At 63.8% G+C, this 14,097-nt stretch carries 15 protein-coding genes; 9 read left to right on the plus strand and 6 right to left on the minus strand.

Annotated elements, in window-relative coordinates; translation table 11 throughout:
* The first annotated feature begins 126 nt into the window (after positions 1 to 126).
* Complete coding sequence (gene serB / locus ACEWFR_RS17160) at positions 127 to 771, plus strand: phosphoserine phosphatase SerB (RefSeq protein WP_374062204.1); 645 nt, start codon at positions 127 to 129, stop codon at positions 769 to 771.
* Between the two features lie 198 nt (positions 772 to 969).
* Positions 970 to 1,347, plus strand: coding sequence for a hypothetical protein (locus ACEWFR_RS17165; RefSeq protein ID WP_374062205.1), 378 nt, complete (start codon positions 970 to 972; stop codon positions 1,345 to 1,347).
* A 200-nt stretch (positions 1,348 to 1,547) separates the two neighbouring features.
* Here the strand turns inward: ACEWFR_RS17165 and ACEWFR_RS17170 are convergent, their stop codons facing one another.
* From ACEWFR_RS17170 to ACEWFR_RS17180, 3 genes are all read right to left on the minus strand, one after another.
* Complete coding sequence (locus ACEWFR_RS17170; RefSeq protein WP_374062206.1) at positions 1,548 to 2,333, minus strand: hypothetical protein; 786 nt, start codon at positions 2,331 to 2,333, stop codon at positions 1,548 to 1,550.
* A gap of 133 nt (positions 2,334 to 2,466) precedes the next feature.
* Positions 2,467 to 3,672: a homoserine O-acetyltransferase gene (metX, locus tag ACEWFR_RS17175; RefSeq protein ID WP_374062207.1), complete on the minus strand. Its 1,206-nt coding sequence runs from the start codon at positions 3,670 to 3,672 to the stop codon at positions 2,467 to 2,469.
* Entirely contained in the window at positions 3,669 to 5,063 is a 1,395-nt protein-coding gene (locus tag ACEWFR_RS17180) for an O-acetylhomoserine aminocarboxypropyltransferase/cysteine synthase family protein (protein WP_374062208.1), read from the minus strand. Before ACEWFR_RS17180 ends, metX begins: the two co-directional genes overlap by 4 nt.
* 235 nt (positions 5,064 to 5,298) lie before the next feature.
* Between ACEWFR_RS17180 and ACEWFR_RS17185 the strand changes: the two genes are divergently transcribed.
* Positions 5,299 to 5,637: a DsrE family protein gene (locus tag ACEWFR_RS17185; protein WP_098725106.1), complete on the plus strand. Its 339-nt coding sequence runs from the start codon at positions 5,299 to 5,301 to the stop codon at positions 5,635 to 5,637.
* 22 nt (positions 5,638 to 5,659) lie between these two features.
* Here ACEWFR_RS17185 and ACEWFR_RS17190 read toward each other — a convergent pair whose 3' ends face one another.
* Positions 5,660 to 6,316 carry a DUF6517 family protein gene (locus ACEWFR_RS17190; protein WP_374062271.1) on the minus strand — a complete coding sequence of 219 codons (657 nt, stop codon included), beginning with the start codon at positions 6,314 to 6,316 and terminating at the stop codon, positions 5,660 to 5,662.
* A gap of 151 nt (positions 6,317 to 6,467) precedes the next feature.
* On the opposite strand from ACEWFR_RS17190, the gene ACEWFR_RS17195 reads away from it, so the two are divergent.
* The 4 genes from ACEWFR_RS17195 to ACEWFR_RS17210 all read left to right on the plus strand — a co-directional run bounded on the left by ACEWFR_RS17195 (position 6,468) and on the right by ACEWFR_RS17210 (position 10,325).
* Positions 6,468 to 7,700: an MFS transporter gene (locus ACEWFR_RS17195; protein WP_374062209.1), complete on the plus strand. Its 1,233-nt coding sequence runs from the start codon at positions 6,468 to 6,470 to the stop codon at positions 7,698 to 7,700.
* Positions 7,701 to 7,821: 121 nt separating this feature from the next.
* Positions 7,822 to 8,307 carry a plastocyanin/azurin family copper-binding protein gene (locus tag ACEWFR_RS17200; RefSeq protein WP_374062210.1) on the plus strand — a complete coding sequence of 162 codons (486 nt, stop codon included), beginning with the start codon at positions 7,822 to 7,824 and terminating at the stop codon, positions 8,305 to 8,307.
* Positions 8,308 to 8,443: 136 nt separating this feature from the next.
* Positions 8,444 to 9,109, plus strand: coding sequence for a plastocyanin/azurin family copper-binding protein (locus tag ACEWFR_RS17205; protein WP_374062211.1), 666 nt, complete (start codon positions 8,444 to 8,446; stop codon positions 9,107 to 9,109).
* Between the two features lie 103 nt (positions 9,110 to 9,212).
* Entirely contained in the window at positions 9,213 to 10,325 is a 1,113-nt protein-coding gene (locus tag ACEWFR_RS17210; protein ID WP_374062212.1) for an alanine--glyoxylate aminotransferase family protein, read from the plus strand.
* Between the two features lie 169 nt (positions 10,326 to 10,494).
* On the opposite strand, the gene ACEWFR_RS17215 is transcribed toward ACEWFR_RS17210, so the two are convergent.
* Entirely contained in the window at positions 10,495 to 11,850 is a 1,356-nt protein-coding gene (locus ACEWFR_RS17215) for a S8 family peptidase (RefSeq protein ID WP_374062213.1), read from the minus strand.
* 331 nt (positions 11,851 to 12,181) lie between these two features.
* On the opposite strand from ACEWFR_RS17215, the gene ACEWFR_RS17220 reads away from it, so the two are divergent.
* Positions 12,182 to 13,078, plus strand: a complete 897-nt coding sequence (locus ACEWFR_RS17220; protein ID WP_374062214.1) for a hypothetical protein — start codon at positions 12,182 to 12,184, stop codon at positions 13,076 to 13,078.
* Between the two features lie 383 nt (positions 13,079 to 13,461).
* Here the strand turns inward: ACEWFR_RS17220 and eif1A are convergent, their stop codons facing one another.
* Positions 13,462 to 13,749, minus strand: coding sequence for a translation initiation factor eIF-1A (gene eif1A, locus ACEWFR_RS17225; protein WP_098725110.1), 288 nt, complete (start codon positions 13,747 to 13,749; stop codon positions 13,462 to 13,464).
* Between the two features lie 130 nt (positions 13,750 to 13,879).
* Here eif1A and ACEWFR_RS17230 point away from each other — a divergent pair, with 130 nt between their 5' ends.
* Entirely contained in the window at positions 13,880 to 14,059 is a 180-nt protein-coding gene (locus ACEWFR_RS17230; RefSeq protein ID WP_098725111.1) for a hypothetical protein, read from the plus strand.
* Positions 14,060 to 14,097 lie beyond the last annotated feature (38 nt).

The following is a 14,097-nucleotide window of genomic DNA, read 5'->3' on the forward strand; positions in this document are numbered from 1 at the left end:
AGTGACGGAACGCCCGATGTATATAGACAGTGGCCACTCACACCCGTTCGCCGGTGACGACCGATCGGTCCGCTCGACGACGGGAAACCTGAACTGGTTTATCCGGGGACCCACAACCGGGGCACAATGACAGTCGTCGCTTTCGACTTCGATGGGACGCTTTCGGACTCCGAGATGACAGTCCTGCTGGGCGACCGCCGCGGCGTCGCCGCCGATATGGATGAGATTACCGAGCGCGCGATGAACAATGAAATCGAGTACGCCGAGAGTCTGCGCAAGCGCGCGGCCCTGCTCGAGGGGCTCCCCCGGGCCGAGGCCGACGCGGCCTTCGATGAGGTCGTCCTCCGCGAGGGGGCCGCCGACCTCATCGAGGAACTGAATGCGGCTGGCGTCACAACTGCTATTCTCACGGGCGGGTTCGAACGCGGCGTCGCGGCCGCCCTCGAGCGCGAGGGCGTCTCCGTCGATCACATCGTCTCGAACTGGCTCCCGATGGAGGGAGACGAGCTCACCGGTACGGTCGACGGTCCGCTGATCGAGGGCACCAAGGACGACGCCCTTGCGGCCCTCGCCGACGACGTCGGCGTCGACCTCGCAGAAACCGTCGCGATGGGCGACGGTGCCAACGACTTGCCGATGCTCGAGGTCGCCGGACTGGCGATCGGGTTCGAACCCAAACCGGCGGTCGAGCCCCACTGTGACGTCGTCGTTACGTCGATGGCTGAGGCCCGCGAGACGCTGCTCGACGAGGCCGTTCTCACCGAGCGCTGATCCGTCGGGGACGCGTTCTATTGTGATCGCGTAATCGCTAATTGCGGTCCTGCGATGTCGGATCGGTCTGCGGATTCCGGCGTTTTTCGTCCTCCTGGCGTCGGTTTCGACACTCCGTCAGTACTCGGTGAGTGTCCGTGATAACTGCCGATTTCCGGACCGAGAGATCTTTAACTCACACTCGAGTAAGTACTTTTGATGATGTGGCAAGATCTCGTATTCATGTTCGGAAGCGGCCTTTCGATTATCTTCCTCGCGCCGACGCTGCGCGACTCGAGCGCGCGGGTTCCGCTCGGCACGAGCCTCCCGTCGATGGGGATCGGGTTCGTCTACGGCACGACGTTTTTCACACTCGGGATGAGTTTCTCCGCGATGGGCGCGTTCGCCGCCGGGTCGATGTGGTCGCTGATCGCCCTGTTCCGCTCGCCGCAAGGCGTCTCGATGAAACTGCTCGCCCGCGAAAACCTCGCGCTGTTCATCTCCGATCTGCAGTACTGGATCGACCGCCGACGCTCCGACCGCTCGACCGCAGACCAGTACGTTTCGTTCGACCACGGTCACAAACAGCAGTACTGATACTCGACAGTTCCCGTCCGAAACCGTTCCATTCCTCGTGTTTCCGCCGCCGTGCTCGCGTCGTCGCTATCGTCCGTCGACCGTTTCGACAGTGGGGACTCGAGCGCAGCAGCTCTCGGTGCAGTGATCAGTTCGGAAAAATCAGTTGAGACACTGATCTATATCTGTGCTGGGTAGTTCGATCGGTGATCGCAGTTCCCTTACTGGACCTTCGCCATCACGGTCTCGAGGGCGTCACGCGGCTGGGTGAGCAGGCCGCCGACGGCGCCGAGGATTGCCGGAACGATGATGCCGGCGAAGAGGACCGCATCGGTCATCGACGGAGCGAACTCGACGTCGGTGCTGACCGAATCTCCCGCGTCGTTGATGTAGTCGCCGGCGGAGAGTCCGAGAACGCCGCCGTCCTCAGCACCGATGAGGTTCAGGACAGTGGGAACCTCGGAGTACGTTTGCGTCATCACGAACGCCGCGATTGCGGCGAACGCGAGGTACGGGATGGCGACGGTGACGCCGGCTTTCGCGGCGTCGACGGGGCTGTTTGCCTCGGTGTATTTGGCAATCGCGTATCCAGAGACGACGATACCACCGACCGTCACGAGAAACAGGACCAGCGTCGACAAACTGAACGCGCCGGTAGCGAACGCGGCACCGTGGTTCGGCGCGTCACTGAGCGTTGCGGCTTCGCCGTCGGCCTCGAATCCGGTCCCGAACACGCTGAGGTAGCTCCAGCCAGCGGCCTTCCAGGAGGCGACCATTTCGGTGACGACCACGTCGCCATCCGCCCCGACGGATGCAGCGATGGGGGACGATTGTGCCGTCGCAATCGCCGTCAGAAGCAGGTGCGTCAGATACGTGGCGACCACGGCGATGGCCCCGAACACCGCCCCCTCTTTGATCGGTAGATCGCTCCCGTCGTCCCGCGGTACGCGTTGGTGTTCTTCCGTCGATTCCTCGGTTTCGTAATCCAGTTGCTTCCCGTCTGACATCACTAACACATCAGACAGAGTGGTATTATACTTTACGACACTGTTTATATGGCATGATTTTCAGTTTATCGTGAGTATACTCGTGGCCTCCTTTCGAGCGGAAATTTCCGTTCGTATCGGTTGGAAGAGTATATCACTTCGAAAACAGACTCGTGTGAACCGGGGCGAAGTCGCTGGTCTCGTCGGCCGCCGGTGCCGTATCGGTGATCGCACGGCCCTCGAGTCCGGTCTCGAGCAGGTCCGAGAGCGGCGGGCCGACGGTTTCGGGTTCGACGAGGAATGCGTCGTGGCCGTGATCGGACTCGATCACGTGGTGGGCGACATCGACGCTCGCGTCGCGACAGGCCTCGGCCAGCGCTTCGGCCTGTTCGACGGTGAAGTGCCAGTCACCGGTAAACGACAGCAAGAGGAGTTCGCCCTCGAAGGCCGCCAGCGCGTCGGCGTCGGACTCGTACCCCGCCGAGAGATCGAAATCGTCCATCGCGCGAGTCATGTAGAGGTAGCTGTTGGCGTCGAACCGGTCGGTGAACTTGTCGGCCTGGTAGTCCAGATAGGACTCGACCTCCCGGTAGGGGAAGAAGGCGGCCGCGGAGTCCGGCGGGTCCCCGCGAACCGCTTCCCGACCCGCCGAGCGGCGGCCGAACTTCCGCCCCATCGATGCCTTCGAGAGGTACATGATGTGGCCGATCTGGCGGGCTCGAGCGAGGCCGTCCCGGGGTTCCGGGCCGCCGTAGTAGTGACCGCCGTTCCAGTTGGGATCGCTGGTGATCGCTCGGCGGGCGACGGTATCGAGCGCGAGACACTGCGGGTCGAGCCGAGCGGCGGTGGCGACCGCGCCGGCGCGTTCGACGTCGTCGGGGAACCGGCGGAGCCAGTCGAGGACGTTCATCCCGCCGACGCTGCCGCCGACGACGGCGTGGAGCCGGCCGACGCCGAGGGCGTCGAGCAGCTCCCGCTGAGCGCGGGTCCAGTCGCCGACCGTGACCGGCGGGAAGTCGGTGCCGTAGGGCTCGCCCGTCTCCGGGTTCTCGCTGGCAGGGCCGGTCGTCCCGTAACACGACCCGGGTGCGTTCGCACAGACCACGTAGTACTCGCTCGTGTCGATCGCCTTTCCGGGACCGACGACGTCGCCCCACCAGGCGCGGGCCTGTCCCGCTGTCTCGCCGCCCGCGTCCGGTCGACGGGCGACGTGGGCGCTGCCGGTCAGCGCGTGACAGACGAGGACCGCGTTATCGCCGGTGAAATCGCCGTAGGTCTCGTAGGCGACCTCGAGGTTCGGGATCGATTCCCCCGACTCGAACTGAAACTCCCCCAGATCGACCGTCTCCTTCGTCGTCACGCTGTCTCACCCGTCCCTCGACTGGCCCGCGTCGCCGTCTCGATCGCCTGCTCGAGGTCGGCCAAGATGTCCTCGGGATCCTCGATCCCGACCGACATCCGGATCAGATCAGCCGTCACGCCCGCTTCTTCGCGCTCTTCCGGCGAGAGTTGACCGTGGGTCGTGCTTGCCGGGTGAATGACGAGCGTCTTCGCGTCGCCGATGTTCGCGAGGAACTGGGCGAGGTCGACGCTCTCGCAGAACGTCTTCCCGGCTTCGAACCCTTCCTCGAGCCCGAACGCGACCATCCCGCCGAAGTCCGCGAGATACCGCGTGGCGTTGCCGTGAGTGGGGTGGTCTTCGAGCCCCGGGTGTGTGACCCAGGCGACGTCATCGTGGTCGTCCAGATACTCCGCGACGATCGCGGCGTTCTCGCTGTGCGTTTCGACGCGCAGGGGCATCGACTCGAGTCCCTGAAGGGTCTGCCAGGCGTCGAACGGCGACTGCTGGTTGCCGAGACTGCGCAGCGAGCGGAATCTGGCCGTGGCCGCGAACGGTGCGTCCGAAAAGTCCCGCGAGAAGTCGACGTCGTGGTAGGCGTGATTCTGCCCCGCGATCTCGTCGTAGCCGTGTTCACCCCAGGGGAACGAGCCGCCGTCGACCAGCACGCCGCCGACCGTGGTGCCGGAGCCGTGGAGCCACTTGGTCGTCGACTCCCAGACGACGTCGGCCCCGTGCTCGAGCGGTCGACACAGCGCCGGCGTCGCGAAGGTGTTGTCCACGACGAGCGGGACGCCGTTGTTGTGGGCGACCTCGGCGACGCGCTCGAAGTCGGGCGTCACCAGCGACGGGTTGCCGATCGTCTCGACGTGGACGAACGCGGTATCCTCGTCGATGGCCTCCTCGTAGGCGTCGTACTCGAGCGTGGGGACGAACTTCGGTTCGATGTCTCTCCGGGTTGCGGTCTTCGAGAAGTAGGTGGTCGTCCCGCCGTAGGTGTCGGTCGAACAGACCACGTTGTCGCCCGCCTCGGCGAGAATCAGCACTGCGGAATCCAGTGCGGCCATGCCGCTTCCGGTCGCGACCGCGCCGGCACCGCCCTCGAGGTCGGCCAGGCGGTCCTCGAGCGTCGTGACGGTCGGATTGGCGATACGAGAGTAGATGTAGCCGTCGTCCTCGAGGGCGTAGCGGGCGGCGGCCGTGTCGGCGTCCTCGAAGACGTAGGAGGTCGTCTGGTAGATCGGCGGTGCCATCGCGCCGGTTTCCGGATCGGGAGACTGGCCGGCGTGGACGCTGCGCGTGCCGAGCCCGCGCCCGCCGTCCTCGGCGTCGGCGGTTTCACCGCCTCTGTCTCGAGACGTCGCTGACGTCTCGCGATCGGCGTCGTGCCCGTCGCTCGCGTCGTCGCTCATGTTTAGTATGCATACTACTCCACGTTCATATGCGTGGCAGTAACGGCAAAAACCGCAGACTAGAGAATGTCACGCACGAACGGGGCGAACGCGTTCGCGTCAGAGACGGACGCACGAACGCTTGCTTCGATGAGGTGCACACACGGCCGCCTCGAGCCTCCGAGCCGACCGTTTCACACGGAGCGCTTCGCTTGCAGGCTCAAACGCTTTCCCTAGCCGGCCGCCCTATCGAGATATGCAGACGGTCTTCCACCTCATCGCCGACGAACCGGCACAACAACAGACCGCGCTCACGATCGCAGAAAATCTCACGAAAGACGACTCCGTCGAGATCGACGACATCGCCATCGTCGCACAGGCCGACGGGATCGAGCCGCTGACGGCCGGTGGGGAGGGCAGCGACACGGTCGAATCGCTCCTCGAGACGGGAATCTCGGTCAAGGCCTGTGGCAACACGCTCGACCTCAAAGACCTCGCGGAATCGGATCTCGTCGAAGGTGTCGAAACCGTCCCCTCCGGCGGCGGTGAACTCACCCGACTGCAGAGCGAGGGCTACGCCTACATCCGTCCGTAGGTTCAGCCGCTCCCGTCGATCCTTACGCGTGCTCGAGCGACGTGAACATCGTCCGAACGGTATCGGACTCCGTCTCGAGTCCTCCTGCCTGCGGAGAGACCGCGATACAGAGCACAAAGTCGTCACCGTGGGCGACAGGCTCGCTGACCTGCAGGTCGACGTCGAGCCTGCTCCTCTCGGAAATCAGCCGCGCACGCGCTTCGTACCGGGCGAGCGTCGTCTCGGTCCCCAGGATCGAGATCGATTCTTCGCCGACGGACTGGACGTCCTCGAGCCGGTCGTATCGGCTCTGGATCAGCGCGACGAGTTCGTTCGTCGAGAAGTCACCGACGGGATTGAACGTCTTCCCGAGGACGGCTATCTGTGGCGTCGTGAGGACGGCGACGACCGCTGCTTGCACGCGCATCAGTCCGAGCGCCTCGAGCGGGATCGCCCGGTCGTACTCGGCGTACCAGTTCCGCGCCTCGAGCGAGCGTTCGATCCCGAATCGGCCGACGGTCCGCCTGACGACGAGTTCGTCGACGGCGCGTTCGTCGTACCCGGTTTCCGCGAGCGCTGCCCCGGAGACGGTCGCGGCAGTCGACGAGAGCGAATCGTCGACGACATTCGTACAGCCGGCAACGACCCCCGTTCCGGCGGTGACTCCCGCAGCGAGTACGTGCCGGCGCGTGACTGTCATCGAGAGTAACACGTTCTCAGCGACCGAAACTCCATCGGTTCCGGCCGTTGTCGTCCCCATGCGTTGATACCAGAGACAGGACGACCCCTGCCCCGTAGCTGCTTGCATCGAGACGAACGGCTTCATACTCACGGAGGGCCAAGCCCCCGTCGTGCACTCGAGTGATCGCGACCGGGCCGTGCTCGCCGCCCTCGTCTTCGCGGTGTTGTTCTCGCAGGTGCTGCTCTATCCGGGCGTGGCGACGCTGGTGGCGGCGCTGGGTGCGGACGCGACGGGTTCGGCGTTCGCGGCGACACCGCTCGACGCGAGCATGTGGTTTCTGGTCGCCGAGTTCGCGGCCTACGTCACGTTCGTCGGCGTCTGGGGCGTCGCGAGCGATGCGACCGGCCGCCGGACGCCGTTCATCGTCGCCAGCGCCGTCGCCGGTGCCGTCGGCTACGCCGCCCTCGCCGCCGTCCCCGCGGTGGGATCGATCCCCTTCGAGGGCGTGCTCCTCCTGCGGGTCTTTCAGGGCGCGATGACCATCGGCGCGTTCTCCCTGACGATGACCATGCTGATGGACCTCGAGGGCGGCCACGGCCGGAACATGGGCGCGGCGGGGATCGCCATCGGGCTCGGCGCCGCCCTCGGCGCGCCGATCGGCGGCCAGCTAACGGAGGTCGACCCGCTCGCACCGCTGCTCGTCGCCGCCGGCTTGCTCGTCTTCGTTGGCATCGCCGTCTCGCTCGTCGAGGACCGCACGCCAGACGAACGCCGGTCCGCTCGCGCGCTCGTCGACGGGATCCGTCAGCGGCCGACGCTGTCGATTCCGTTCGCCTTCGGCTTCGTCGATCGGCTCACGGCCGGCTTCTTCGCGCTCGTGGGGACCCTCTACTTCCAGGAGGCGTTCGGGCTCGACGCCGGAACGACCGGGCTCATGCTGGCGTGCTTTTTCGCGCCCTTCGCCCTCCTGCAGTATCCGATGGGTGCCCTCTCGGATCGGATCGGCCGCACGATCCCGATCGTCGTCGGTTCGCTGTGTTACGGCGGCGGGATCCTCCTCGTCGGGGCCTCGCCGTCGGTCGCAACTGCCGCGATCGCGATGGTCGGCGTCGGTGTCCTCGGCGCGCTGGTCGCCCCCGCGACGATGGCGCTCGTCACCGACCTCGCCGACGAGAGCGAACGCGGGATCGCCATGGCCGGATTCAATCTCGCCGGCAGCCTCGGCTTCCTCGGCGGCTTCCTCCTCGGCGGCACCGTCGCCAGCAGCTACGGCTACGGCACCGCCTTCCTCGTCGTCGGCGGTCTCGAGATCGCGATCGCCGTCGTCACGGTGCCACTGTTTTTGCGACTCCCGCTCGAGGCAACCGATCGCGTCCGATCGGGCGACCGCGGCGACGCCTGATACCGGTCGCGGTATCGGACAGTCAGCGAATACACTCTTCCCTACATTGTGGTATGTACTCACATAACGTTGTAACGAGAGAAGGTATCAATTTTTATGCGGTCAAACCCAATCCCCGATGATGGCACGAGACAACCCAGTTTCGCGGCGGACAGCACTGAAGCTCACGGGCGCGGCCGCATCGACGGCGCTCGTCGCCGGTTGTAGCGGTGGTAACGGAGACGGTAACGGTAACGGCAACGGTAACGGCGATGACAGCGGTGCCGTCGAAATCAGTCCCGACGAAACGATCATGCTCAAGGCCACGAGCTCTAACAAGTGGGAGGGGAAATCCCCGTCCGGCATCGAGGGCCAGGAGAACCCGACGCTGGCGCTCCAAGAGGGCGAGACCTACGAGATCGGCTGGGACGAAAACGGCGGTAGCGCACAGCACAACATCGCGATCTACAACGGCGATGGGAGCACTCACAACGGAAAGAAAACCGAAGTGACCGCCGACCCGGGCGACGGTCAGACGCTTGAGTTCGAGGCCTCGAGTGACACGGTTGAATACGTTTGTATCCCCCACTACACGTCCGGTATGGCGGGCGACATCGAGCTGCAGTAACGCCGTTCGTCGACTTTTTATTTCTCGTTTTCTTCGACCGATTCTTTTGTCGATCTCTTCGACAGCGGACGCTATCGAGAACCCGACGAAAAGTCAAACGACGATACTTTATTTTTGTATAACCATTACCGAGAACGTGACTGCTTACGACAAGCGAACCCGCCGGATGATACTGCGAGGTGCCGGCCTGACCGCCTCGAGCGCGGTTCTCGCCGGTTGTATAGACGATAGTTCAACCGATACCGACCCCGACGCGTCGGGCGATGGGAGCGGTGACGAGGAACAAGAGGACACAGAATCAAACGGTAGCAACGGCTCTCAATCGGATGGCGATGCGGGAGCAGACGGTGCCGACGCCGACACGGATGCGGACACCGACGGCGATGCCGACGAGACGGAATCGGACGGCGACGACACCGACTCATCCGCGACGAATCACACGTTCGTCATCGAACCCGGAACGGAGATTCTGTTTCGCTCCGATGCCCTCACCTGGGTCGGTGAACGACCGTCAGCTCTCGAAGATGTAGCGAATCCGACGATCGTTCTTACCGAGGGCGCACGCTACACGATCCGCTGGACAGAGAACGAGAGCAGCATTCAGCATAATATCGCAATCTACACCGCCGATGGGACCGTGTACGACGACCTTGAAACGGACGTTGTCTCCGAACCCGGAGATGGCCAGGTACTCGAGTTCGAAGCCTCGAGCGAGATGGCAGAGTACGTCTGTCAGCCCCACTACTCCGCAGGGATGGCGGGCAGCATCGAAGTTCGGAGTAGCGACGACTCGAGGGAGTAACGCCGGTAACCGACTTCCGGTGGTAACCGCCGATCCATTCCCGGTGCGGCATCAAAAGTACCATACCACCTCGCGACGCAGTAGCCCGTATCAGGTGATTTCCGTGAGCAAGAAACGCGAATATAAGGACGACTATCCGGACAAAACGCTGTACATCCCGGGCCCGACCGAGGTACGCGAGGACGTCCTTGAGGCGATGTGCGAACCGATGTTCGGCCACCGAATGGATCGAATGACCGACCTCTACACCACCATCGTCGAGGACACGAAGGAGTTCCTCGGCACCGACAACGAGGTCATCATCCTCACGGGGTCGGGGACCGAATTCATGGAGAGTTCGCTCCTCAACCTCGTCGACGAGAACGTCCTCTGTACGACCTGCGGGAGCTTCAGCGAGCGACAGGCCAACGTGGCCGAGCGACTGGGGAAGACCGTCGACACGCTCGAGTACGAGTGGGGTCAGGCGGTCAAACCCGAGGATGTCCGCGAGGCCCTCGAGGAGAGCGAGACAGAGTACGACGCCGTCACCTGCGTGATGAACGAAAGTTCGACCGGCGTCCGCAATCCGATCGAGGAGATCGGCGATGTCGTCGCCGACTATCCGGACACCTACTTTGTCGTCGACGCCGTCTCCGCGCTCGGTGGCGACCTCGTCGACATCGACGAGCACGACATCGACGTCATCTTCACGTCGGTCCAGAAGGCCTTCGCCATGCCGCCCGGCCTCGCCGTCTGCGTCGTCAGCGACGACGCCTACGAGCGCGAACTCGAGTCCGAGTCGGCGTCGTGGTACGGCGGCTTCCAGCGCTCGCTGGACTACTACGACCGGAAGGGCCAGACCCACTCCACGCCCGCCATTCCGGTCATGCTCGCATATCGGAAGCAGATGAAACACATGCTCGAGGAGGGCCACGACGCCCGCGACCAGCGCCACCGGGAAATGGCCGAGTACACGCGCGAGTGGGCCCGCGAGCACTTCGATATGTTCCCTGAGGCGGGGTACGAATCCCAGACGGTGGCCTGCATCGAGAACACGCAGGGCATCGACGTCGCGGAGACGATCGAGGCCGTCGACGAGAAGTACGACATGGTCTTCTCGAACGGCTACGGCTCCCAACTCGGCGAAGAGACGTTCCGCATCGGCCACATGGGCGAACACGACCGCGAGTCGATCGAGGAACTGACCGACGCCATCGAAGACGTCGCCGGGCTGTAGTCGGCACTCGCGTCGCTGCTCATCCTCGTCACACAGATGGGGAAACCAATTCTGAATTTAGTACTATCGACCGGTGCTGCGGTGGGGTCTCGCCGCGCTCCTTCCGGTCAATAACTGGCCGCCTACGGTGTGTACGCGCTCGCCTGCGGGCGAGCCGCTCGACCGACGCTCACCGGAACAGGCCCAGGAACCACTCGAGGACGGCCGCGATCTGATTCGCGATCCATTCCAGTCCCGAGACGATATTCTCGATAATCGACCCCACGCTACCGGCAACGACGCCACCGCCCTCGTCCGCGCGTTCGTGACCGAGCGCCGTGCGGGCGTCCACGAGTCCGTGTCCCTCCTCGCAGGTACCCAACACCGGCTCGGCGGTGTCGGTGAGAATCCGGCGCACCTGCTCAGTAGGGCCGGGACCCTCTTCCTCTCGGGTCTCCCAGACGAGCGCCGCGACGCCGGTGACGAACGGGCAGGCGACACTCGTCCCGCTCGCCTCCGCGTACTCGTTGTCGACGGTGCTCGAGGTGATGCCCGTTCCCGGTGCCAGCAGGTCGATATTCGAACCGACGCTGCTGTAGGACGCCAGCGTGTCGTCCTCGTCCATCGCGGTGACCGCGACGACGTCCTCGTGGGTCGCCGGATAGGTCATCGTCTCCGCGTCGCACGACCCGTTCCCGCCGTTTCCTTCGTTCCCGGCCGCACAGAGCAGGAGGTGTCCCGCCGAATGTGCGGCCTCGATCGCCCGGTCCATCGCGGCGCTCGAGGCCTCGCCGCCGAGGCTCATCGAGATCACCTCCACGTCGTTCGACATGCACCAGTCGATCCCGGCGATCAGTTCGCTGTATCGACCGGAGCCGTCGTCGCCCAGCACCTTCACCGCGTACAAGTTCGCACTGGGAGCGACGCCGACGACGCCGAGGTCGTTGTCCGACGCGCCGGCGACACCGGCGACGTGCGTCCCGTGGCCGTGGCGGTCCTCGTAGTCGCCGGGCGTCCCGTCATCGGTGAAGTTCCGACCGCCCTCGACCGAGAGACTGCAGTGGCTCGATTCGATTCCCGTGTCGAGAATTCCCACGTCGACGCTCGAGCCGTCCGGTTCGACGGTGTCGGCACCGATGCGTTCGACGCCCCAGGACGGTCGTTGATCGGGATGGCCGAAACAGTCGGATCCCCCAGGAGGATTCAGGATGTCCGACAGGGACGGCGACCAGTTCGACGGGATCCCCGTCTCCTCGTCGTCTTCGACGGACGCCACGCGGCGGTCGCCGCGCAGCTCGTCCAGCCTGTTCGACGGCACCTCTGCGACCACGAACTCGAAATTGTCGTACTCGAGGATCGTCGTGCCACCGACGGCATCGATGAGACCGAAGAAATCGCCGAGCCCGTTGAGCAGCCCCGTTTCGGGGTGGACGAACACCCGCTCGGTGTCGGTTTCGGACTCCGCGACCGCCGCGGGCATGCCGAGCAGTCCGACCGCAGCGCCGGCACCGATACCGCCGAGTAACCGCCGCCGGCTGAGTTTCATGCGCGGGTCGATGCACAACGATAGAATAAGTCTTCTGTGTCGGACGACAGTCAGTCGAAACGATCGGTCGGTCGCGTCGATACCGTATCAACGTTCATTTGTTTCCGATGGGTACTGTCGGCGAGGCAGAAGCGATGGAGCCCGAAACCGAAGTAATCGATCTCTGGCTGTCTATCGAGACACCAGTAACTCTCCTCGTCACCGTTCCAACTCTCTGGCCCGCTTTTTCGGGCGACGTAGTTGCAAATCGCCTCGTCTGTATCGCTGACCTCACCACTGACCATGTTAATATTCAGACAACATTTAGCCCATCGAGAATGACGTGTATCATATGAAAGATATTGAGCAGCCCACGGCCGTACCACCGGGCCAAGCGAACACCCAGTTCGCCGTGCTCGCTGGATGCTACGTGGCTGCGCTCGTCGCGCCGACGCTGACTCTCTGGGCCGTCGGGTACGTGCAGATCCGCAGTCGCCTCCTGGCGCTCGGTGTGATGGGCGTAGTCGCTATCGTGGTCGGTGCTTCGACAGTGTCCGTCGCAGGGAACAACGAGGGACTCCTCTCGTGGCTGAACACGGGATGGCTACCGTGGCTGTTCCCGGTTGCCGGGATCCTCCCGATGATTGCCTACCATTTCAGTCTTCTCGAGGTGTTCGCGACGTTGTTCGTCGAAGGGGCGTCGATCCCGGTCACAAGTCTCGTGGCGTCGATCGCGTTCGTCCTCGGGATTGTTGCAGCTTTCGTCGGTGAAATAGCCCTGCGTGCTGCCCGCAACCAGATCGCTTGCTCCGCCACGAGGGCCGAGGATCTGACGATCAAGTGGTCCGCCAAGTGGCCACGGTCGCACAAGCTGAAGATCTTAGTGATCGTCGTACTCGCGGGTATCGGTCTCCTCGCGGTCCTCGCAGTCACAGTAGCGCCTGTATCGGTCGTATTTACTGGCCCCTTCGTCTTGGTACTCGTTCTTGTCACGAGGATGTTCCTCTCCGAACGAGAGTTCGAGCTGACTCCGACCGGACTATCACACGCCCGGAGTGGAACACTTTACACTCACCGCCAGTTCCTCCCGTGGTCGGAGATTGAATCGTTCACGCTCTCCGACGATGCCGTCGTACTCCATCGAGAGGGGCCGCTGCCCAGTATCCGGTTCTCACGGTCCGATATCCGGCCGGACGAGGAAGAGATTCTCGCCGCCCTCGAAGAGCATGTCAGTAGGCAATCCCGATAGTTCACCCCACAGCAATCGTCGATTCTGACGCCGCCCCTCTCACGTTCTGCAGGCCAGTCGTTTCGAAGGGTCTCCCGGTCGAACGGGTGCCACTTCGAGGCGCGAAATAGGGGCAACCTAGGTGTTACGGGTCTCCGGGCGTACTGCCAGCTGCGCGGGCTGAGTCTGATAGGTTAAAATTCCGCGGCAACGGTTCGCTGGCGCTAGCTCACTTGACGTTCCGCGTCTCGTACGGCGAGTTCCGTGAACTCGTCCTGATGTGTGTCGTCTACAACATCGAGCGGGCCGTGACACAGTGAAATCAAACTCTGTATGGCGATTCACCACGGCAAATTTTTGCCGAGGGTGCGCCTGCGGCGCGCCCGCAGAGGAAAACTTCGCCCCTATTGGATGTGGCCTTCTTCCCGCAGCTGATCGGCCTCGCTCTTCTCGTAGCGCCAGGTGATGTCGGCCTTCTCGTCCTGCCAGTCCCAGGGTTCGACGAGCACGACGTCGTCCTCGCGGATCCAGACGCGCTTTTGCATCTTGCCGGGGATGCGCGCGGTGCGTTCGGTCCCGTCGGCACAGCGTACTGTGACCCGATTCGCCCCGAGCATGTTCGTGACGGTCGCGAAGACCTCGTCATCCTCGGGCATCCGGAGGTTCTTCCGACCACCGTCTCCGTCGCTCATGGCCGTGGATTCGCGTTCGAGTGGTTTAATCCTTTATCGTCCGTCCGAACGCCGGTCACTGACGGCGCGTGACGGACGTGCGAGCGCGGAAACCACGCCGTTTATTTCGCTCGGCTCTGCACCCCTGGGTATGTTGAAAAACCTCGGCGCGCTCGGTATCGCCGGTATCGTGATCTTGCTCGCCGGTATCGGTCTCATCGCATCCCAGAATCTACTGATCGCCGCGGGGATGGCACTCATCGTTGCCGGCCTCGGTCTGGTCGTCAAGTCCCTGATCTCGGGCATGCTCCAGAACTTCGGGATGTTCTGAGACGGTCCGCTTCATAGTGGCTCTTAGGACGGCGATCC

Origin of the sequence: Natrinema sp. H-ect4, from assembly GCF_041894845.1 — an archaeon.
GTDB lineage: Archaea > Halobacteriota > Halobacteria > Halobacteriales > Natrialbaceae > Natrinema.